We start from the raw sequence: 20,191 nt of genomic DNA on the forward strand, positions 1-20,191 counted from the left end.
TTTTTATGGACAGAGCTTTTGGCTGGAAGTCAGCGGCAGAGGCTCACGAGGCGAGCGCTCGAAGGGGTAAGCAGGACCGGGAAAGTCCTGCCGAATAACTCAAGAATCAGAGCGAATACTTCTGCAGATTCCCCATCATTTCCTTCAGCGCTTCGATGTTGTCCTTCGGATGCGCCGCGCCTTCGAAATCACAGATCTGCTGCCAGTGCGCCGCGACATCTTCCGGGGAAAACCCGACGCGAGGATCGAACCCGGCACCGAGGCTGCGCTCCCAGCGCACCTTGCCCATCCAGCCGCCGCCGACTTCGAACAGGCCGGAAGTTTCCTGGCACTGTTCGCTGGCCAGGTACACCACCAACGGGCTGACCAGTTCCGGTTTGAGTTGTTCGAACACCTGGGGCGGGATCAGGCCTTCAGTCATGCGCGTACCGCCGGTGGGGGCAATGGCGTTGACCAGGATGTTGTTCTTGCGACCTTCGATGGCCAGGGTGCGGGTCAGGCCGTAGAGACCGAGTTTGGCCATGCCGTAGTTGGACTGGCCGAAGTTGCCGTAGATGCCCGAGGTCGAGGCGGTGAAAATCACTCGCCCGTAGTTTTGCTCACGCATGTGTGGCCATGCGGCGCGGGTCACCTTGTAGGCGCCTTCGACGTGGACGCGATAGACCAGATCCCAGTCGGCGTCTTCCATTTTGTGGAAGGTCTTGTCGCGCAGGATCCCGGCGTTGTTGACCACCACATCGACGCGGCCGAACACATCGAGCGCGTTCTGCACCAGTTTGTCGCCGTCGGTGACCGAGTCATGGTTGGCTTCGGCGATGCCGCCGGCCTCGCGGATTTCCGCCACCACGCGATCAGCGGCCGAAGCGTTGGCGCCTTCACCCTGGGTCGAGCCGCCGAGGTCGTTGACCAGCACTTTGGCGCCCTGTTTGGCGAACAGCAAAGCGTGAGCGCGTCCCAGGCCACCACCGGCTCCGGTGACGATCACGACTTTATCTTCGAAACGCACAGAATCATTCATCGGGGCAACTCCAGCAGACCTGAGGGACAGTGTCCCTGAGTGTCAGGCACAGAGCGTGCGGTCACAACGAACACGGCTGAGGCTGAATGGTGCGCGATAAGGCTGGGGGATGATGAAACGTGCCGAGGCGTCAGGCGCCTCGGGCACCAAGTCAGGAGCACGCCACCTTGCGCGGCGGCAACACGAAGTGATCGCGAAATTCGAGGTAGTGTTTGAGCACCTGCACCGGCGCTTCGCTTTGCGGGTAATGGCCGATGCCTGGCAACAGCACGGTGTCGGCGTCGGGGATCAGCTCGCGATAACGCTCGACCATGTGCGCCCCGGAAATCGGATCGACTTCGCCATCGATCACCCGCAGCGGCACCTCGCCGCGCTGCATCGCCGCGACCCAGCGATCACGCTGAACCCGGCGCTCGGGAATGTAGTGAATCAGCTTGTGCATGACGCGTTGCCCGCGATTGCATTCGATCAGGCTCCAGAAATCATCCATTTCGCTTTCGCTGGGCCGGGTGTCCGGGCCGAAAATCTGCTGGAAGCTCTTCACCAGCGCATCGCGGGTGAATGCCCGACCGATCATCCAGCCCAGAGGGCTGAGCAGCAGTTTTTGCGCCAGCAGCGGTCGATGAGTTTCCGGGAACAAACCTCCGTTGAGGAACACGCAACTGGCCACTTCGATCAGGTTTTCGTAATGCCGGGCCAGCAACTCCTGGGCAACACTGTCACCGTAGTCGTGGGCCAGAATGTGCACCGGTTGTTCGACCGACAGATGCGCCAGCAAGGCCTGTTGCAGATCGGCCTGCTCCAGCAGGCTGTAAATGTGATTCAGCGGCTTTGCCGAGTCGCCGAAGCCGAGCATGTCGCAGGCAATCACCCGGTAGCGCTGGGACAGCGGCTGCCACAGGTAATGCCAGTCCCAACTGGCCGTCGGAAAGCCATGGATCAGCAGCAGCGGATCACCCTGCCCGGCCGTCCAGTAACGGATCGGCTGACCACGGAAGACAAACGTCTGGCCGCGTTTGCGCCAGACACTCAGAGGGATCTCGGCGAGAGGCATTAGAGTCTATATCCCGGGTCTTGTTTATCGAGTTTGCGCAGCAGCGCCGGCCAGGCCAGCGCGCCACCCATGCCTTGAGCACTTTTGGTGACGCCGGCGATCATCGCCTTGGCGCCAGCCAGAATCTGCGGTTCGATGGCGATCAGTTCGGCACCGCCAGTCTGCGCCATGACCTGGATGTCGCAGGCGCGCTGGAAGGTGAACATCATCAGGAACGTGTCGGCGATGGTGCCGCCGCAGGTCAGCAGACCGTGGTTGTGCAGCATCAGGAAATTGTTGTCGCCCAGATCCGCCTGCAACCGCGCTTTCTCTTCATGGTTGAGCGCCACACCTTCGTAAGCGTGAAAGGCCAGGCTCGACAGCACGAACAGCGATTGCTGACTGATCGGCAACACGCCCTGCTTCTGCGCCGACACCGCGACACCGGAGGCAGTGTGGGTGTGCAGCACGCAGGCCACGTCGTGCCGCACTTCATGAACGGCGCTGTGAATCGTGTAGCCGGCGGGATTGATTTCGTAGGGGCTGTCCATGAGCTTGTTACCGGCCTGGTCGACCTTCACCAGACTGGACGCGGTGATCTCATGGAACATCAGACCGAACGGGTTGATCAGGAAATCTTCGGTGCCGGGCACCTTGGCGGAAATGTGAGTGAAGATCAGATCGTCCCAGCCATGCAGCGCGACCAGACGATAACAGGCGGCCAGATCGACCCGGGTCTGCCATTCCGCGGCACTGACCTGATCTTTGACGTTCACGGACGAAGGGACGGGGGCTACGCTCACTGTATGCACCTCTGCGTTCTTATTGTTTTTGCGTGTGTCAGCAGTCTAGTCAGCCCCGGACGGTCGCGTAGTTGCATTGGCAGCCAGCTTGATGACTGAACGAGTCAGCGACGCAATCTGCTTGGATCCATGTCAAAGCAACGACGCCAACAAAGGCGCGGCGAACAGATTGAGCAGTCCCGTCAGCACCATCACCAGCCCCGCGACCGAGCCCTCTTCGCCGCCCACTTCATGGGCGCGGCTGACGCCCGCACCATGAGCACCCACGCCGAACAATGCACCGCGCGCCAATGGGCTGCGCAGTGGCAGCCACTTGAGCAGCACACCGCCGAGCATGGCGCCGAACACCCCGGTGAACATCACGAACACCGCTGTCAGCTCAGGCACGCCACCGAGGTCCTGCGCCAGCGGCATGGCGAACGGCGTGGTGATCGAGCGCGGCACCAGCGACAGCGTCACCGAACTGTCCAGCGCCAGCGCTTTCGCGAGGCCGAACGACGTGGCAATCGATGCCGCACTGCCGGCCAGCATGCCCAGCAGCAACGCCGACCAATGCCGCACCAGCAATCGCCGCTGTTGCCAGATCGGCACCGCAAACGCCACGGTGACCGGCCCGAGTACCAGCATCAGCCAATGGGTGTTGCTCGAATACTCGGCGTAAGCGGTGTGCAACGGCACGGCAAGCGCGAGCAGCAACGCGGGAACCAGAATCAGTGGCGACAGCACGTAACGTCCGGTCCGCCGATACAGCCAGCGACTGAACAAATAGGCCAGCAAGGTGAACGCCAGCCAAAACATCGGCATCAGCTCAAGCTTCATGGGACCGCCTCAGGCGCACGGCCAGCTCCACGGTGAACGCGGTCACCAGCATCACCATCAGGGTACTGGCCGCGATCACCAACAAGATCCGCCAGCCGTCATCACGCAGCAATGTGCCGTAATCCAGCAGGCTCATCAGCGCCGGAATGAAGAACAGCAGCATCTCGGCCATCAACAGGCCGGCGCCCATTTGCAGCGCCGCCGGTTTAATCCAGCCGAACGCAAAGCCCAGCAGCAATAGCGCCATGCCGATCACGCCGCCGGGAATCGGCCAGGCCAGCCACGCTGCGATCTGGCAGCCGAGCAGGTAAAGAGCGAGCAGCACGGCCAGTTCGGCCAGCAGCCGAGAGAGGTATTTGAGGGTCGAGGCTTTCATCGATGGGCTCCTTTCAGGTGGCTATCTTACGAACCCGGCTACCATCTCCGAAGCGAATTGTTAGACTCAAAGCCATTCCAATCTGGAATCAGGCCATGGAATTCAAACAACTCAGAAGTTTCGTCGAAGTCATGCATCAGGGCGGTTTCACTCAAGCTGCAAAAAACCTGCACATCAGTCAGTCCGCCGTGAGCAAGCAGATCGCCCAGCTCGAACAGAGCCTCGGCACGCCTTTGCTCGAACGACTCGGCTCGCAGATACGCCTGACCGCTGCCGGCAGCGTGGTGCTGCACCGGGCCGAAGGCATGCTGCGGTTGCGCAATGAATTGCTCAGCGAACTGGATGACCTCAGCCAATTGGCACGCGGCGAGTTACGTCTCGGGTTGCCCTTGCTGGGCAGCGATGCATTGTTTGCCGGGCTGTTTGCCGAATACCGACGGCGCTATCCGAACATCAGCGTGCAGTTGCTTGAGGGTGGCAGCCGCAATATCGAACAGGCGGTGCTCAGCGGCGAGCTGGAGTTGGGTGGCAGTCTGCTGCCGAAGGATCCGCAATTCGACTTTCAGCCATTCTGCGATGAACCGCTGGATGCGCTGTTACCGGTGGATCACCCACAGGCGGCAAAAGGTGAAATCGGTCTGGAGGAGTTGGCCGATACGCCGTTCCTTTTGTATCAGCGCAGTTTCGTGCTCAACGATCGCTTGCTCCAGGCGTGCCAGCAGATGGGCTTCACCCCGAGGGAAGGCGGACGCAGTGGGCAGGCGGATTTTCTTGCGGCTCTGGTCGCCGCCGGACAAGGCGTGGTGCTGCTGCCCAGCGTGGTGGCACGCGGTCTGGTGCGGCCAGGCGTGGTGCGCCTGACCCTGAATGCGCCGGACTACTTGCGCTGGGACATCGCTTTCATCTGGCGCCGGGGCGCCTATCTGTCGAAGGCTGCGCAGGCCTGGCTGGCGCTGTTGCGTGAACGCGGGATCAGCCCTTGAGCGTGGCGATCAACTGTTCCAGCCACGGTTCGGCGTCGGTTTCCGGGGTGACGCTTTCGCTGGCGTCGATGCGCAGCATGTCCTGCACTTCGCGCACGCCCAGCTCGCCGAACAATTCGCGCAGTTGCTCGCCGCCGCCGCAGAAGGTGTCGCCGTAGCTGGCGTCACCCAGTGCGATCACCCCGCCGGGCAAACCACGCCAGGCCGCCGGCAGTTGATCGCGAATGGCCGAATACAACGGTTGCAGGTTGTCCGGCAGCTCGCCCATGCCGGTGGTCGAGGTCACGCCGAGCAAGGCTTCAGGGCCAAACGCCTGGAGATCGGCGAGGCTGGCGCGGGAGTTGTAGAAGGTTTCAAAACCGGCGGCGTTCAACAGGCTCTGAGCGTGGCGAGCGACTTCTTCGGCCGTGCCGTACACCGAGCCGGAGAGGATGGCGACTTTCATCAATCTGATCCTGAAACTGAAAAAAAGAGCGGCGATAGTAACAGCCAGCGGCGCCCTGTTGCGATTGGCTCTCGATAAGGGCTGGTGGCCAGTAGACAGCGCCAGTCGATCTTCTAGAATGCCTGCCATCGAACTCCTTGTAAGGCTTCATAGATGATCAATGCCAGTCTCCTGCAAATGGTGATCAACGCGTCGAACGATGGAATCGTGGTGGCAGAAAAAGAAGGTGATCAGGACAACATCCTGATCTACGTGAATCCGGCTTTCGAAAAACTGACCGGCTACACCAGCGAAGAAATTCTCTATCAGGACTGCCGTTTTCTGCAGGCCGGGGATCGCGACCAGGCCGGTTTAGGGGTGATTCGCGAGGCGCTGAAGAACGGTGGTTCCTGCCGCGAAATCCTGCGCAACTACCGCAAGGACGGCATGCCGTTCTGGAACGAACTGTCTCTTTCGACGGTAAAAAATGCCGACGACGGGCAGACCTACTTCGTAGGTGTGCAAAAGGACGTTACGGTTCAGGTCAAGGCGCAGCAGCGGGTGGCGCAACTGGAAGCCCAGGTTGCGGCACTGGAAGCAGAAATTGCTGCCTTGAAAGCGACGAACGGCGAAAACAAAACAACGAACTAATTGTCATTAACTACAATCACCAATGACTTTGTAATTATTCATTTCGAGTTAGCCATGCAGCGTGACGCCCTCCTGACCCAGGATGAGCTGGATTTCATCCAGACCATGCAACACAACCCGCAACTCAATGTACGGGATGCGACGTCGAGCCTGCTGGTCAATGGTGGTTCACAGATCCGTGATTTGCTCACGCGTCTGGCGGCCCATGAGCAAGTCACCATTCAGGCTAACTTCGAAAATCAGCAGATGACTTTCCCGCTGCATCTGGTGGAAGACGAATTCCACGCCCTGCATCTGCGTCTTGGGGTGCCGAGCATTTATGAAGACGGGCCGATGGTGCGTCCATGGCGCCTGACCCTGGAAGAGCCGGTGGCACTGGAAAACGCCAAGGGCCAGCCAGGTACGCTGTGGGTGCACGAGGTGTCGCACAAAGGCGTGCTGCTGGAAGTGCGCAACAAGACCAAGCCGCCGAAGCACTTTGCCTTGTGGTTCAGCCCGTCGGGCTATGAGCGGATTGCCCTGCGCGGGACGTTCGAACGGGAAACCGAAAGCGGCTTTTATGCTTACGAGCTAAGCCAGAGCGATGCCGACGAAACCGAGCGTCTGCGTCAGTTCATCCTGCAACAGCATCGTCTGACCCACCCTGCCCTGCACACCTGATTCTCAGGTATCCAGCGTCCCTGCGAGGAACTGATTCATGCGCTGGCGCATGGTCGAACCTTCATTGCCCAGACAGCCGACCGATGATCCGGCCAGGCTGTCCTGTGCCAGATCGGCAGCATCCCCCGCCAGCATCAACTGACAATCAAGACTCAGCGCCAGACGATTCAGTCGACGCGGCAGCTCGGGTGCCGGGGCGTGATTGGAAAACAGCACCAGCGCCTCGGGCTTGATCTTCTCGCACACCAGCGTCAGCTCATCGAACGGTTGACCGGTGGTGAGCACACGAACCCCCGCGTCATTGCCGCTGAGAAACAGCGCTGCCACCAACAACTCAAGCTCGCGACACTGACCGGCCAGCGCGCTGACGATCACCTTGCGCGGTTGCGAGCCCCGCAGCACGACGATGCGCTGCAGCACTTTCGCTCGCAAAAAACCATCGAAGAACAGCCACTCGCTGGTTTGTCCGAACGCATCCTGACGCTGGAGCATTTGCAGCCACAGCGGCATCAGAATGTCTTGAAACACGACAGGCAAGGCATAGGTGGAGAAAATCTGACCGTAGACCCGATCAAGCAACTGATCGTCAAACGAACTGACTGCCTGCCGAACCTGTTCCTGCCACTGGAGATAGTCCGCCTGCACCAGATCATCGGGAATGAAGTGGGCCAGCACTTTCATTGGCTCGGTCTTGGCCAGGATCTTGCCGACCTTGCTCACCGAAACGCCCCGATCGATCCAGTCGACGATGCTGCGAACGCGCTCGATATCGGTCATCGAATACAGGCGATGCCCACTCTCGGTGCGCGTTGGCTGGATCAATCCGTATCGTCGCTCCCATGCGCGCAACGTCACCGGGTTCACGCCGGTCAGGCGCGCCACTTCACGTATAGGAAAAAGCTCCTCGCGATCCAGCGCTACGGATGCCTGCGAAGCAGGACGAACGTCTGTAATGACAGGCATTTGTGCGGACACGTCCTTGTTGGAAGAGTTTGTGGGCGAAGTTGGATCCATTCTACTCCTGATGCCCCCGAACGGTTCAAGCGATCAAATGGAACGAAAGTATCGGGTTCGTCACGAAAATAAGGAATAATCCTTGCTTGTCAAAGAACGCAGCCCTCTACCCCGGCGCTGCGTCAGGCGAAACTCCTACCCGGAGCGACGCACCTGCAATACGGAGATACACAATGTCTACTTCCCCCGTCACGCTGATGGTCGCGCGTCGTGTCGCCAATGGTCGTTATCAGGACCTGATCGCCTGGTTGCGAGAAGGCGAACAACTGGCCACCGACTTCCCCGGTTACCTCGGCTCCGGCGTACTGGCCCCGCCTCCCGGCGACGATGAATTCCAGATCATTTTCCGCTTCGTCGACGAACAGACCCTGCACGCCTGGGAACATTCGGCTTCGCGCACCGCATGGCTGGCCCGTGGCAGCGATCTGTTTGCCCACCCGACGGAACATCGGGTCAGCGGGATCGAAGGCTGGTTCGGTGCTGCCGGTCATCGCCCGCCGCGCTGGAAACAGGCCGTGGCGATCTGGCTGGCGTTCTTCCCGGTGTCGCTGCTGTTCAATTTCGTGCTGGGCCCGCTGCTCGCTGAAATGAGCCTGTTGCCGAGAGTCTTCATCAGCACGCTGTGCCTGACCCCGTTGATGGTCTACTTCTTCATTCCGCTGTCGACCCGCCTGCTGGCCGGCTGGCTCAACCCGGCGCCTGCTCGCCCATTGCCTGCCACGCCGTCCACACAAAATCGCTGAAGCCGTCGCTCGCGTCGCTGTTATAGTTTTTGCTCTGACTTCGACGCGAGCCGTACATGACTTCTCCCACCGCTCCCATCCTCATCACCGGCGCCGGCCAGCGGGTCGGCCTGCATTGTGCGCAGCGTCTGCTGGAAGATGGCCATCGGGTGATCTTCACCTACCGCAGCGAACGCCCGGGGGTGAAGACGTTGCGGGATCTGGGCGCCCTCGGGTTGCATGCGGATTTTTCCAGCGAAGCCTCGATCCTCGCGTTCATCACCGAACTGAAGTCCCGCACCGACAGCCTGCGCGCCATCGTGCACAACGCCTCGGAATGGCTGGCGGAAACCGACGACGGCGAAGCCGAAGCCTTCAGCCGGATGTTCAACATTCATATGCTGGCGCCCTACCTGATCAACCTGCATTGCGCCGAACTGCTGCAACGTTCGAGCCCTGCCGACATCATCCACATCAGCGATGACGTCACGCGCAAGGGCAGCAGCAAACACATCGGCTATTGCGCCAGCAAGGCCGGGCTCGACAGTCTCACGTTGTCCTTCGCTGCGCGCTACGCGCCGACAATCAAGGTCAACGGCATCGCACCAGCCCTGCTATTGTTCAATCCCGACGACGACGCGGCGTACCGCGCCAAGGCGCTGGCAAAGTCCGCACTGGGCATCGAACCCGGCAGCGAAGTGATTTATCAGAGCCTGCGTTACCTGCTCGACAACCCGTATGTCACCGGCACGACCCTGACCGTCAACGGCGGGCGGCACGTCAAGTAATACGCCCCCGCGAGGATGCTCCATGACCCGTTCCCTGCCCGAGCATTACCGCGAGATCCTGATCGGTCTCGGTGAAAACCCTGACCGCGAAGGACTGCTAGACACACCGGCGCGGGCGGCCAAGGCCATGCAGTATCTGTGTGACGGCTACGAACAGAGCGTTGAAGAGATCGTCAATGGCGCGCTGTTTGCCTCCGACACCGACGAGATGATCATCGTCGCCGACATCGAGCTCTATTCGTTGTGCGAACATCACCTGCTGCCCTTCATCGGCAAGGCCCATGTGGCTTATATTCCGACGGGCAGGGTGCTGGGGCTGTCGAAGATCGCGCGACTGGTGGACATGTTCGCCCGCCGCCTGCAGATCCAGGAAAACCTCACCCGCCAGATCGCCGAGGCGGTCCAGCAAGTCACCGATGCCGCCGGTGTCGCGGTGGTCATCGAAGCCCGGCACATGTGCATGATGATGCGCGGTGTCGAGAAACAGAATTCGACCATGAACACCTCGGTCATGCTCGGCGCCTTCCGCGAGTCGAGCAACACCCGCCAGGAGTTCCTGCAATTGATTGGACGGAGCAAATAAATGCCACAACTTCAACCGGGAATGGCGCGCATCCGGGTCAAGGATCTGCGCCTGCGCACCTTTATCGGGATCAACGAGGACGAAATCCTCAACAAGCAGGATGTGCTGATCAACCTGACCATCCTGTACGCCGCGCAGGAAGCGGTGCGTGACAACGACATCGACCACGCGCTGAACTACCGCACCATCACCAAGGCGATCATCGCCCACGTGGAAGGCAACCGCTTCGCGCTGCTCGAACGCCTGACCCAGGAGCTGCTGGATCTGGTGATGGCCAACGAATCGGTGCTGTACGCGGAAGTCGAAGTCGACAAACCGCATGCCTTGCGTTTTGCCGAGTCGGTGTCGATCACCCTCGCCGCCAGCCGCTGAACGTGTCTGGCGCTCCGGGCGTCAGACTTTTATCATCCGCGCCACGATTTGACTGCACAGAGCCCATCATGACCGAGCAACAACGCCTCGAACTCGAAGCCGCCGCCTTCCGCCGGCTGGTCGCCCACCTGGACAGCCGCAAGGACGTGCAGAACATCGACCTGATGAACCTCGCCGGGTTCTGCCGCAACTGCCTGTCCAAGTGGTACAAGGCCGAAGCCGACCAACGCCAGATCGAGATCAGCCTCGACGATGCCCGTGAAGTGGTTTACGGCATGCCGTACGCCGAGTGGAAAGCCCAATATCAGCAAGAAGCCAGCGCCGAACAGCAAGCGGCGTTCGCCAAAGGAAAACCCCATGAGTGATCTGAACACCCTGCGCGCCAGCCTCAAGAGCGGCGAACACGTTTTTGCCGACACCCTGTCGTTCATCGCCGCCGGTTACGACTACCAGCCGCAGGCGTTCAACAACGGCGGCGTGGAGAACGCCGCCGGGCAGAACGAAGGTTCGTGCAAGACCCTGGGTCTGGCGTTGCTGGAAGGCTTGAGCGATGAAGAAGCACTGCTGGCGTTCGGCGAACACTACCGTTCGGTCGTGGCAACGCCTGAAGGCAGCGATCACGGCAATATCCGTGCGCTGATCCAGCACGGTCTGGCGGGCGTGAAATTCGAAGCGCAACCGCTGACCCGCCGCTGATTCCCGAGCGAATCGCAGGCATGAAAAAACCGGCCAATTGGCCGGTTTTTTCGTTTCTGCGATCTTAGAACGAAGCGTTCTGCAGACCGTCCAGGTAACGCTCGGTGTCCAGTGCCGCCATGCAACCGGCGCCGGCCGAGGTGATAGCCTGACGGTAAACGTGGTCGGCCACGTCGCCGGCAGCGAAGATGCCTTCGACGCTGGTCGCGGTGGCGTTGCCTTCACGGCCGCCCTGAACGACGAGGTAACCGTCCTTCAGCTCCAGCTGACCTTCGAACAGCGAGGTGTTCGGGGTGTGGCCGATCGCGATGAACACGCCGTCGACCTTGATTTCGTCGAAGCTGCCGTCGTTGTTCTTCAGACGCGCACCGGTCACGCCCATGTTGTCACCCAGCACTTCGTCCAGGGTCGCGTTCAGCTTCAGCTCGATCTTGCCTTCGGCCACACGGGCGTTGAGCTTGTCGATCAGGATCTTCTCGGCGCGGAAGGTTTCGCGACGGTGAATCAGGGTGACCTTGCTGGCGATGTTCGCCAGGTAAAGCGCTTCTTCCACAGCAGTGTTGCCGCCACCGACCACGGCCACCGGCTTGTTGCGATAGAAGAAACCGTCGCAGGTCGCGCAGGCCGAAACGCCTTTGCCCATGAACGCTTCTTCCGACGGCAGGCCCAGGTAACGAGCGCTGGCGCCAGTGGCGATGATCAGCGCGTCGCAGGTGTAGGTGCCGCTGTCGCCGGTCAGGCTGTATGGCTTGGAAGCGAAGTCCACAGCGTTGATGTGATCGAAGACAATCTCGGTTTCAAAACGCTCGGCGTGCTCGCGCATGCGCTCCATCAGCACCGGACCGGTCAGGCCGTGGACGTCGCCCGGCCAGTTGTCGACTTCGGTGGTGGTGGTCAATTGACCGCCGGCCTGCATGCCGGTGATCAGCAGCGGCTTGAGGTTGGCACGGGCAGCGTAGACGGCAGCGCTGTAACCGGCAGGGCCGGAACCGAGGATGATCACTCGCGAATGACGGACTTCAGACATGAACCTGCTCCTGTTGACCGGCCAAGACACCTGGCCGGACGCCGGACTGCCGGCGGGAATAAAAAAGGACTGTGGATAACCTTGGGGAAGGCGTGAGCTCGACAGTCCTGTAAAAAGTTGGGTGCAGCGTATCGAGGGGGGCAAGATTAAGGAAATACGGTTTAACAATCCAGCTCATAGGTGGTCTCTATGCCGACACACTGACGAGATGGACGTCTTTGTTACAGTGAATGTCGATCCCCCTGCCGCGCTTTCACAGGTTCTGCAAAGTCGGTAAGGTCGGCGCGTTTTCCCTTGCTCGGAGCACCTTATGCCCGCCCCTGTTCTGTCCGGCCCGCAATACCTGCGTGAGGGCCTCAAACTGGTCTTGAGCCCTGGCCTGCGCCTGTTCGTGCTGCTGCCGCTGGCCATCAATCTGGTGCTGTTCGTCGGATTGATCTATTTGGCTGGTCACCAGTTCAGCCTGTGGGTCGACACGCTGATGCCGTCGCTGCCCGAATGGCTGAGTTTCCTCAGCTACATCCTGTGGCCGCTGTTCGTGGTGCTGGTGGCGCTGATGGTGTTCTTCACCTTCACCATGCTGGCCAACGTGATCGCCGCACCGTTCAACGGTTTCCTCGCGGAAAAGGTTGAAGTGGTGGTGCGCGGCACCGACGACTTCCCGGCCTTCAGTTGGGGCGAACTGATCGCCATGATCCCGCGCACCCTCGCCCGGGAAATGCGCAAACTCGGTTACTTCCTGCCCCGCGCCATCGGCCTGTTCATTCTCTCGTTCATCCCGGTGGTGAACATCGTCGCCGCGCCGCTGTGGCTGCTGTTCGGGGTGTGGATGATGGCAATCCAGTACATCGACTACCCGGCGGACAACCACAAGCTCGGCTGGAACGAGATGCTCGCCTGGCTGCGGCAGAAACGCTGGCAGAGCATGAGCTTCGGCGGAATCGTCTATCTGGTGTTGCTGATTCCGGTGGTCAACATCCTGATGATGCCGGCGGCTGTGGCTGGCGCGACACTGTTCTGGGTGCGTGAGCGCGGGGCCGAGAATCTGGTGACGCAACGCTGAGGCCGCGTCACAAATCCATCATCCGAACGTCACAACCACGACATGGCCTCAGCCGACACTGAGGCCATGACGACAGCTCTACATATCACCCTCATCAGCGAAACTTTCCCACCGGAAATCAACGGCGTGGCCAATACCCTTGGCCGCTTGTGCGACGGTTTGCGCGCACGCGGGCATCGGGTGGAACTGGTACGACCGCGTCAGGCTGACGATCCGCAGCGAAGTGAAGATGACTCGCTGCTGCTGTGCCGAGGCTGGCCGTTGCCGGGTTATCCGGGGCTGCAATGGGGGCAGTCGTCGATGCACAAACTGCTGCGACGCTGGACGCGCCAGCGCCCGGACGTACTCTATATCGCAACCGAAGGCCCGCTCGGGCTGTCGGCACTGCGCGCGGCACGCCGACTCGGTATTGCCGTGGTCAGCGGCTTTCACACCAATTTCCAGCAATACACCCACCAGTACGGGCTGGGTTTGCTGACCCGCGTGCTCACCCACTATCTGCGCTGGTTTCACAATCGTTCGGCCCTGACCCTGGTGCCGAGCGTCAGCCAGCGCCTGGAGCTGGAGCGTCGCCACTTCGAACGCCTCGCGCTACTGTCCCGGGGTGTCGACAGTCAGTTGTTTCACCCGGCCAAGCGCCTGAATACCTTGCGTGAGCAATGGGGTCTTGGCGAGCAGGACATTGCGGTCATTCACGTAGGACGCTTGGCGCCAGAGAAAAACCTCGGTCTGCTCAAGCGCAGTTTCGAAAAGCTCGCCGGCACTTACCCACAACGTAATCTGAAGCTGATCGTGATCGGCGACGGGCCGCAACGAATGGCATTGGAAAAGGAACTGCCCGAGGCGATTTTCTGCGGCTCGCAACGTGGCGAAGCACTGGCGGCGCACTACGCATCGGGGGATGTGTTTCTGTTTCCGAGCCTGACCGAAACCTTTGGCAACGTCGTGCTGGAAGCGCTGGCCTCAGGCCTGGGGGTGGTGGCTTACGACCAGGCCGCGGCGGCCCAGCATATTTGCCATGGCTACAACGGTGTGCTGGCGATGCCCGGGGATGAAGAGGCGTTCTGCGAGGCAGCAGCGTGGCTGCTGGAAGAAGACGAAAGGTTGCGCTGCGTGCGCCTGAATGCACGCCAACACGCCAGCCGCCAGGGTTGGGCGGCTATCGTCGAACAGTTTGAAAACCATTTGTTGGGGGCTTGCCGCGACCTGCGCGACAAGCCTCCCACAACGATCAAACCAGCGTCATCAACGCCTCACGGCTGAACGGCAGAATGTCCTGCTCGCGGCCTTCGCGCACTTTCTGCGCCCAGTCCGGATCCACCAGCAGCGCACGCCCCACCGCCACCAGATCGAACTCGTCGTTGTTCAGACGCTCCAGCAGTTTTTCCAGACTGGCCGGTTGCGCGACCTTGTCGGTGTTGACCATGAACTGGAGGAACTCGCCGTCGAGGCCGACGCTGCCGACGGTGATGGTTGGTTTGCCGGTCAGCTTGCGTGTCCAGCCGGCCAGGTTCAGGTCGGAACCGTCGAATTCCGGCTCCCAGAAACGGCGCGTCGAGCAATGGAAAATGTCCACGCCAGCGTCGGACAACGGTTTGAGGAACTCGCCCAGCGCTTCGGCTGTTTGCACCAGACGCGCGGTGTAGTCCTGCTGTTTCCACTGCGAGAAACGGAAGATGATCGGGAAGCCTTCGCCCACCGCCGCGCGTACGGCCTGGATCAGCTCGATGGCGAAACGCGAACGGTTGGCCAGGCTGCCACCGTATTCGTCAGTGCGCTGGTTGCTGCCTTCCCAGAAGAACTGGTCGATCAGGTAACCGTGGGCGCCGTGGATTTCCACGCCGTCCATGCCAATGCTCTGGGCATCTTTCGCCGCTTGGGCGAAGGCTGCGATCACGTCCTGAATGTCCTGCTTGGTCATGCCGTGCACCACGACCTGACCGTCCTTGAGTTTTTCCGACGGGCCGTAACCCGGCACGCTCGCGTCCGGTTCGGTACCCAGACGGCGCACATTGCCGACGTGCCACAGTTGCGGAACGATCTTGCCGCCTTCGGCGTGAACCGCGTCCACGACTTTTTTCCAACCGGCCAGCGCGGCTTCACCGTAGAAGTGCGGCACGTTCGGGTAACCGTTGGAAGCCTGATGGCCGACGGTGGTGCCTTCGGTGATGATCAGGCCGACACCGGCCGCCGCACGACGACGGTAGTACTCGATCACTTTGGAATTGGGCACACCGCCTGGAGAAAACGAGCGGGTCATGGGCGCCATGACCACGCGGGTCGGCAGTTCGAGGGCACCGAGCTGAAAGGGTTTGAACAAGGCTTGAACAGGCATGGGAGGCTCCACGAAAAATTGATCGACGGTCATGCGATTCATATGACGGCGATAATATGTTTAGTTCCACCCAGCCGCTAGCACTATTGATCTGAATGATTAAGGGTCAAAAGGCAGGCGACAAAAATCGCAGCTCGATGGCTGCGATTTTTGTGTTTCAGCTCAGGGCTTTTTCAATCGCCGTGATCACCGAAGGATCATCCGGCGCCGTGCGCGGCGAGAACCGGGCCAGTACCCGACCGTCCTTGCCGAGCAGGAATTTCTCGAAATTCCAGGTGATGTCACCGGGAAACTCCGCGCCCTCGCCCGCCAGCAGACGGTAGAGCTGATGGCGGGCGTGACCGTTGACTTCGAGCTTTTCCGACAATGGAAAACTCACGCCATAGTTGAGGCTGCAGAATTCCTGGATCTCCTGCTCACTGCCCGGTTCCTGGCCGGCAAACTGGTTGCACGGCAGGCCCAGCACACTGAAGCCTTTGCCTTTGTATTGCTGATAAAGGTTTTCCAGCGCCGCGTACTGTGGGGTCAAGCCGCATTTGGAGGCGACGTTGACCACCAGCACGACTTGGCCCTTGAAGGGTGCCAGCGGTAGCTCCTGGCCATCCAGGGCTGTCAACTTAAGGTCGTGAAAAGCACTCATGACGAACTCCAGATTCCCGTTTTCTACTCGAAACAGCCACTTGGCGAGACCACCAAGGACAGCCGCGGACTAAAAAGGCGCCCTCGGGCGCCTCTCCAGTACTCGAAAGCTTAGCGCAGAAAATCAGTGGTGATGGCCACCTTCGCCATGGACGTGACCATGAGCGATTTCTTCCTGGCTGGCGTCACGGATGGCAACGACCTTCACCTTGAAGTTCAGGCGCTGACCGGCCAGCGGGTGGTTGCCGTCGACAGTCACGTCGTCGCCGTCCAGGTCACGAATGGTGACGATCTGCATCTGGCCGTCCGGCGCCGAAGCGTGGAACTGCATGCCGACTTCCAGCTCGTCAACGCCTTCGAACATGCTGCGGCTCAGGGTGCTGACCAGTTCGGCGGCGTATTCGCCGTAGGCATCTTCCGGCTCGACGGACACTTCCAGATCGTTGCCGACTTCTTTACCTTCCAGGGCTTTTTCCAGGCCCGGGATGATGTTGCCTGCGCCATGCAGGTAGACCAGCGGAGCGCCGCCGGCGGAGCTGTCGATGACCTCACCAGCGTCGTTGGTCAGGGTATAGTCGATGGAGACAGCCTTATTGGCGGCGATCAGCATGGGGCGAGACCTTTTGCATAAGAATGAAGAACGGACAAGTCTAAACAAGGATTTGCCCGAAAGCGAACAGAACCCGGACAGACGGGACGGATTGGCGCCCGTGACCGTCCGCGGATTCCATCAGGACGAGGACGGCCACTGGGTCGCCGAGCTGTCCTGCGGCCACACCCAGCACCTGCGCCACCTCCCGCCCTGGCAGTCCCGGGCTTGGGTCCTGGACGCCGCGCAACGTATTGAAAAAATAGGCCAACCCTTTGCTTGCGGTTGGTGCGCACAAGGCTCGGTTAGCGATAACCTTGGCGACTGAATTGCGGCAGATCGGCACACAGAGACGATCGCCATTGCCATGCACCCTTAGAGAATCCGCATGCAAACTTTTTTTATCGCGCCCACCGACTTTGGTGTGGGTCTGACCTCCATCAGCCTCGGGCTGGTGCGTACGCTGGAGCGTGCCGGGCTGAAAGTCGGCTTCTTCAAACCGATTGCCCAGCCGCATCCGGGTGACACCGGCCCTGAGCGTTCGACTGAACTGGTAGCGCGCACCCACGGCCTGAAACCACCGCAGCCCCTGGGCCTGGCCCACGTCGAGCGGATGCTCGGCGACGGTCAGCTCGACGAGTTGCTCGAAGAAATCATCACCCTCTACCAGCAGGCCGCCATCGGCAAAGACGTGCTGGTCGTCGAAGGCATGGTGCCAACCCGCAGCGCCAGCTACGCCGCGCGGGTCAACCTGCACCTGGCCAAGAGCCTGGATGCCGAGGTGATTCTGGTCTCGGCGCCGGAAAACGAAGTGCTGACCGAACTGTCCGGCCGCGTCGAGTTGCAGGCGCAGTTGTTCGGCGGGCCGAAAGACCCGAAAGTCCTCGGCGTGATCCTTAACAAGGTCAAGACCGACGAGAGCATGGACGCCTTCGCCGCGCGTCTGAAAGAGCACTCGCCGTTGCTACGCACAGGTGATTTCCGTCTGCTCGGCTGCATTCCGTTCCAGCCCGAACTCAACGCTCCGCGCACCCGCGACGTCGCCGACCTGATGGGCGCCCAGGTGCTCAACGCCGGCGACTACGAAACCCGGCGCATGACCAAGACCATCATTTGCGCGCGCACCATGCGCAACACCGTGGATCTGCTCAAGCCCGGCGTGCTGGTGGTGACCCCCGGCGATCGCGACGACATCATCCTCGCCGTCAGCCTCGCGGCCATTAACGGCGTACCGCTGGCCGGCCTGTTGCTGACCAGCGACACCCTGCCCGACCCACGCATCATGGACTTGTGCCGTGGCGCATTGCAGGCTGGCTTGCCAGTGCTGTCGGTGAGCACCGGCTCCTACGACACGGCCAACCTGCTCAACGGCCTGAACAAGGAAATCCCCGTCGATGACCGCGAACGTGCGGAGATCATTACCGACTTCGTCGCCAGTCACCTCGATGCCAACTGGCTGCACCAGCGCTGTGGCACGCCACGGGAAATGCGCCTGTCGCCGGCGGTGTTCCGTTATCAATTGATTCAACGCGCGCAGGCCGCCAACAAACGTATCGTCCTGCCCGAAGGCAGCGAGCCGCTCACCGTACAGGCAGCGGCAATCTGTCAGGAACGCGGGATTGCCCGTTGCGTGCTGCTGGCCAAACCGGCGGACGTCGAAGCTGTCGCACGTGCTCAGGGCATCACGCTGCCGCCGGGGCTGGAAATCCTCGATCCGGACCTGATCCGTGAGCGCTACGTCGAGCCGATGGTCGCGCTGCGCAAGAGCAAAAGCCTCAACGCGCCGATGGCCGAGCAGCAACTGGAAGACACCGTGGTGATCGGCACCATGATGCTGGCACTGGATGAAGTCGACGGCCTGGTCTCCGGCATCATCAACACCACGGCCAACACCATCCGCCCGGCGCTTCAACTGATCAAGACCGCTCCGGGCTGCACACTGGTGTCGTCGGTGTTCTTCATGCTGTTCCCGGAAGAGGTGCTGGTCTACGGCGACTGCGTGATGAACCCGCATCCGAGCGCCAGCGAACTGGCGGAGATCGCCCTGCAAAGCGCCGACTCGGCCGCCGCATTCGGTATCACGCCACGAGTGGCGATGATCAGCTACTCCAGCGGCGAATCGGCCACTGGCGAGGAAGTCGAGAAAGTCCGCGAAGCCACCCTGCTCGCCCATGAACAACAGCACTCGCTGCTGATCGACGGGCCGTTGCAGTACGACGCCGCCGCCAACGAAACCGTGGCCCAGCAACTGGCGCCGAACAGCCAGGTGGCAGGTCGCGCCACGGTGTTCGTATTCCCCGACCTGAACACCGGCAACACCACCCACAAGGCCGTTCAACGCAGTGCCGATTGCGTGAGCCTCGGCCCGATGCTGCAAGGCCTGCGCAAACCGGTGAACGATCTGCCGCGCGGCGCGCAGGTCGACGACATCGTCTACACCATCGCCCTGACCGCGATTCAGGCTGCCAACCGACCTCTGGATATCTGACCCGATGCTGGCTTTTCTCCCTGCCCCCCTGCGCGGCGTGATCGCCGCGCTGCTGCTGGCGCTGAACACGATCCTGCTGTGCTCGTTCCTGTTTCTTGTGGCGCTGATCAAAGTGCTGCCGTTCGACCTCGCACGCCGCGCCTCACGCTGGCTGATGAGCCACACCCACGAGGCCTGGATCAGCAACAACAAAGGCTGGATGAACCTGGTCCGCCGCACCCGCTGGCACCTCAGCGGTCTGCAGGGCTTGGACTACCAGCACTCGTACCTGATCACCAGCAACCATCAGAGCTGGGTCGACATTCTGGTGCTGCAATACGTGCTCAACCGGCGCATCCAGCCGTTGAAGTTCTTTCTCAAGCAGGAACTGATCTGGGTCCCAATCATCGGCCTGGCGTGGTGGACACTGGGCTTCCCGTTCATGAAGCGCTATTCAAAAGCCTATCTGGAAAAACACCCGGAAAAGAAAGGCAAAGACCTCGAAACCACCCGCAAGACCTGCGCGAAATTCCGCGACAACCCGGTAGGCATCTTCAACTTCGTCGAGGGCACACGCTTTACCGAAGGCAAGCATGCGCAGCAGCAATCACCGTTCAAATACCTGCTCAAGCCCAAGGCCGGCGGCATTGCCTTCGTACTGGACGCGATGGGCGAACAACTGGAATCAATCGTCAACGTCACCATCCACTACCCGGGCGGACGCCCTGGCTTCTGGGATCTGCTGTGCGGCAACGTCCGAGACGTAGTGGTGCACTTCGAAGAACTGAAAATCCCACCACAGTTCATCGGCAGGAACTACGACCAGGACGGCGAATACCGCCTGCAATTCCAGGGCTGGATCAACCAACTGTGGCAAGACAAGGATGCATTGCTGGAACAGATGCACCGCGATTATCCCAACCGACGCTGATCCCCCCTGTGGGAACACCTGACAGAAATTGGTCGTCTGTCAGGTCGCCATCGCCAGCAGGCTGGCTCCCACAGGAAAACAGTTCGCTTTTAGCTTCCCACCACTCAACACGATGAGCGTTAGCTCGAGTAAGGCTTTTGACGTGCCGGCCCCATCGGCAGGCTGAGTGGAGGGATTCATCCGGGGGTGGGAGCGCAG

The 20,191-nt window shown here is 60.8% G+C and carries 25 protein-coding genes; 14 read left to right on the forward strand and 11 right to left on the reverse strand.

Annotated features, from left to right (window positions below; translation table 11 throughout):
• Positions 1–106: 106 nt before the first annotated feature.
• The 5 genes from ACKUG4_RS07930 to ACKUG4_RS07950 all read right to left on the reverse strand — a co-directional run bounded on the left by ACKUG4_RS07930 (position 107) and on the right by ACKUG4_RS07950 (position 4,049).
• Positions 107–1,018 carry an SDR family oxidoreductase gene (locus tag ACKUG4_RS07930; protein WP_285412065.1) on the reverse strand — a complete coding sequence of 304 codons (912 nt, stop codon included), beginning with the start codon at positions 1,016–1,018 and terminating at the stop codon, positions 107–109.
• A gap of 151 nt (positions 1,019–1,169) precedes the next feature.
• Entirely contained in the window at positions 1,170–2,072 is a 903-nt protein-coding gene (locus ACKUG4_RS07935) for an alpha/beta fold hydrolase (RefSeq protein ID WP_445433773.1), read from the reverse strand.
• Positions 2,072–2,854 (reverse strand): class II aldolase/adducin family protein, encoded by a 783-nt coding sequence (locus tag ACKUG4_RS07940; RefSeq protein WP_039769359.1) that lies wholly within the window; start codon positions 2,852–2,854, stop codon positions 2,072–2,074. The genes ACKUG4_RS07935 and ACKUG4_RS07940 overlap by 1 nt, the downstream gene beginning before the upstream one ends.
• A 132-nt stretch (positions 2,855–2,986) precedes the next feature.
• Positions 2,987–3,673 (reverse strand): LrgB family protein, encoded by a 687-nt coding sequence (locus ACKUG4_RS07945; protein ID WP_064593437.1) that lies wholly within the window; start codon positions 3,671–3,673, stop codon positions 2,987–2,989.
• On the reverse strand, positions 3,663–4,049 hold the full coding sequence (locus ACKUG4_RS07950; RefSeq protein WP_236195820.1) for a CidA/LrgA family protein: 387 nt from the start codon (positions 4,047–4,049) through the stop codon (positions 3,663–3,665). The genes ACKUG4_RS07945 and ACKUG4_RS07950 overlap by 11 nt, the downstream gene beginning before the upstream one ends.
• A 95-nt stretch (positions 4,050–4,144) precedes the next feature.
• Between ACKUG4_RS07950 and ACKUG4_RS07955 the strand changes: the two genes are divergently transcribed.
• Positions 4,145–5,032, forward strand: a complete 888-nt coding sequence (locus ACKUG4_RS07955) for a LysR family transcriptional regulator (protein ID WP_445433774.1) — start codon at positions 4,145–4,147, stop codon at positions 5,030–5,032.
• Here ACKUG4_RS07955 and ACKUG4_RS07960 read toward each other — a convergent pair.
• Positions 5,022–5,477, reverse strand: coding sequence for a flavodoxin (locus ACKUG4_RS07960; RefSeq protein WP_064593430.1), 456 nt, complete (start codon positions 5,475–5,477; stop codon positions 5,022–5,024). The genes ACKUG4_RS07955 and ACKUG4_RS07960 overlap by 11 nt on opposite strands.
• Before the next feature lie 153 nt (positions 5,478–5,630).
• Here ACKUG4_RS07960 and ACKUG4_RS07965 point away from each other — a divergent pair, with 153 nt between their 5' ends.
• Together ACKUG4_RS07965 and ACKUG4_RS07970 are read left to right on the forward strand one after the other, a co-directional pair.
• Positions 5,631–6,107: a PAS domain-containing protein gene (locus ACKUG4_RS07965; protein WP_445433775.1), complete on the forward strand. Its 477-nt coding sequence runs from the start codon at positions 5,631–5,633 to the stop codon at positions 6,105–6,107.
• A 54-nt stretch (positions 6,108–6,161) separates the two neighbouring features.
• A complete protein-coding gene (locus tag ACKUG4_RS07970; RefSeq protein WP_039769347.1) occupies positions 6,162–6,767 on the forward strand; it encodes a hypothetical protein in 606 nt (201 codons plus the stop codon).
• Between the two features lie 3 nt (positions 6,768–6,770).
• Here the strand turns inward: ACKUG4_RS07970 and ACKUG4_RS07975 are convergent, their stop codons facing one another.
• A complete protein-coding gene (locus ACKUG4_RS07975) occupies positions 6,771–7,730 on the reverse strand; it encodes a MerR family transcriptional regulator (protein ID WP_064593425.1) in 960 nt (319 codons plus the stop codon).
• 224 nt (positions 7,731–7,954) lie between these two features.
• Between ACKUG4_RS07975 and ACKUG4_RS07980 the strand changes: the two genes are divergently transcribed.
• The 6 genes from ACKUG4_RS07980 to ACKUG4_RS08005 all read left to right on the forward strand — a co-directional run bounded on the left by ACKUG4_RS07980 (position 7,955) and on the right by ACKUG4_RS08005 (position 10,942).
• Positions 7,955–8,524, forward strand: coding sequence for an antibiotic biosynthesis monooxygenase (locus ACKUG4_RS07980; protein WP_064593423.1), 570 nt, complete (start codon positions 7,955–7,957; stop codon positions 8,522–8,524).
• Between the two features lie 56 nt (positions 8,525–8,580).
• Positions 8,581–9,291, forward strand: a complete 711-nt coding sequence (folM, locus tag ACKUG4_RS07985) for a dihydromonapterin reductase (protein ID WP_064593421.1) — start codon at positions 8,581–8,583, stop codon at positions 9,289–9,291.
• A 22-nt stretch (positions 9,292–9,313) separates the two neighbouring features.
• Positions 9,314–9,874 (forward strand): GTP cyclohydrolase I FolE, encoded by a 561-nt coding sequence (gene folE / locus ACKUG4_RS07990; RefSeq protein ID WP_445433776.1) that lies wholly within the window; start codon positions 9,314–9,316, stop codon positions 9,872–9,874.
• On the forward strand, positions 9,875–10,246 hold the full coding sequence (folX, locus tag ACKUG4_RS07995; protein ID WP_007957207.1) for a dihydroneopterin triphosphate 2'-epimerase: 372 nt from the start codon (positions 9,875–9,877) through the stop codon (positions 10,244–10,246).
• Positions 10,247–10,314: 68 nt separating this feature from the next.
• Complete coding sequence (locus tag ACKUG4_RS08000) at positions 10,315–10,611, forward strand: DUF1244 domain-containing protein (protein ID WP_236189799.1); 297 nt, start codon at positions 10,315–10,317, stop codon at positions 10,609–10,611.
• Positions 10,604–10,942, forward strand: coding sequence for a HopJ type III effector protein (locus ACKUG4_RS08005; RefSeq protein WP_011332495.1), 339 nt, complete (start codon positions 10,604–10,606; stop codon positions 10,940–10,942). The genes ACKUG4_RS08000 and ACKUG4_RS08005 overlap by 8 nt, the downstream gene beginning before the upstream one ends.
• Before the next feature lie 64 nt (positions 10,943–11,006).
• On the opposite strand, the gene trxB is transcribed toward ACKUG4_RS08005, so the two are convergent.
• Positions 11,007–11,969, reverse strand: coding sequence for a thioredoxin-disulfide reductase (trxB, locus tag ACKUG4_RS08010; RefSeq protein WP_039769336.1), 963 nt, complete (start codon positions 11,967–11,969; stop codon positions 11,007–11,009).
• Positions 11,970–12,279: 310 nt separating this feature from the next.
• On the opposite strand from trxB, the gene cysZ reads away from it, so the two are divergent.
• Positions 12,280–13,032: a sulfate transporter CysZ gene (gene cysZ / locus ACKUG4_RS08015; RefSeq protein WP_011332493.1), complete on the forward strand. Its 753-nt coding sequence runs from the start codon at positions 12,280–12,282 to the stop codon at positions 13,030–13,032.
• Between the two features lie 42 nt (positions 13,033–13,074).
• Positions 13,075–14,295 (forward strand): glycosyltransferase family 4 protein, encoded by a 1,221-nt coding sequence (locus ACKUG4_RS08020; protein ID WP_445433777.1) that lies wholly within the window; start codon positions 13,075–13,077, stop codon positions 14,293–14,295.
• On the opposite strand, the gene ACKUG4_RS08025 is transcribed toward ACKUG4_RS08020, so the two are convergent.
• From ACKUG4_RS08025 to ACKUG4_RS08035, 3 genes are all read right to left on the reverse strand, one after another.
• Positions 14,264–15,367, reverse strand: coding sequence for an NADH:flavin oxidoreductase (locus ACKUG4_RS08025; protein ID WP_064600676.1), 1,104 nt, complete (start codon positions 15,365–15,367; stop codon positions 14,264–14,266). The two genes, ACKUG4_RS08020 and ACKUG4_RS08025, sit on opposite strands and share 32 nt — an antisense overlap.
• Positions 15,368–15,524: 157 nt before the next feature.
• Entirely contained in the window at positions 15,525–16,007 is a 483-nt protein-coding gene (locus tag ACKUG4_RS08030; RefSeq protein ID WP_445433778.1) for a glutathione peroxidase, read from the reverse strand.
• A 123-nt stretch (positions 16,008–16,130) separates the two neighbouring features.
• A complete protein-coding gene (locus tag ACKUG4_RS08035; protein WP_011332490.1) occupies positions 16,131–16,616 on the reverse strand; it encodes an FKBP-type peptidyl-prolyl cis-trans isomerase in 486 nt (161 codons plus the stop codon).
• Between ACKUG4_RS08035 and ACKUG4_RS08040 the strand changes: the two genes are divergently transcribed.
• The 3 genes from ACKUG4_RS08040 to yihG are packed head-to-tail and all read left to right on the forward strand — an operon-like array spanning position 16,615 to position 19,993.
• Entirely contained in the window at positions 16,615–16,923 is a 309-nt protein-coding gene (locus ACKUG4_RS08040; protein ID WP_445433848.1) for a DUF3565 domain-containing protein, read from the forward strand. The genes ACKUG4_RS08035 and ACKUG4_RS08040 overlap by 2 nt on opposite strands.
• Before the next feature lie 60 nt (positions 16,924–16,983).
• Complete coding sequence (pta, locus tag ACKUG4_RS08045; RefSeq protein ID WP_445433779.1) at positions 16,984–19,083, forward strand: phosphate acetyltransferase; 2,100 nt, start codon at positions 16,984–16,986, stop codon at positions 19,081–19,083.
• A 4-nt stretch (positions 19,084–19,087) separates the two neighbouring features.
• Positions 19,088–19,993, forward strand: a complete 906-nt coding sequence (yihG, locus tag ACKUG4_RS08050; RefSeq protein ID WP_445433780.1) for a 1-acylglycerol-3-phosphate O-acyltransferase, YihG family — start codon at positions 19,088–19,090, stop codon at positions 19,991–19,993.
• Positions 19,994–20,191 lie beyond the last annotated feature (198 nt).

The organism is Candidatus Pseudomonas auctus (assembly GCF_048654275.1).
In the GTDB taxonomy this organism is placed as follows: domain Bacteria; phylum Pseudomonadota; class Gammaproteobacteria; order Pseudomonadales; family Pseudomonadaceae; genus Aquipseudomonas; species Aquipseudomonas pharyngis.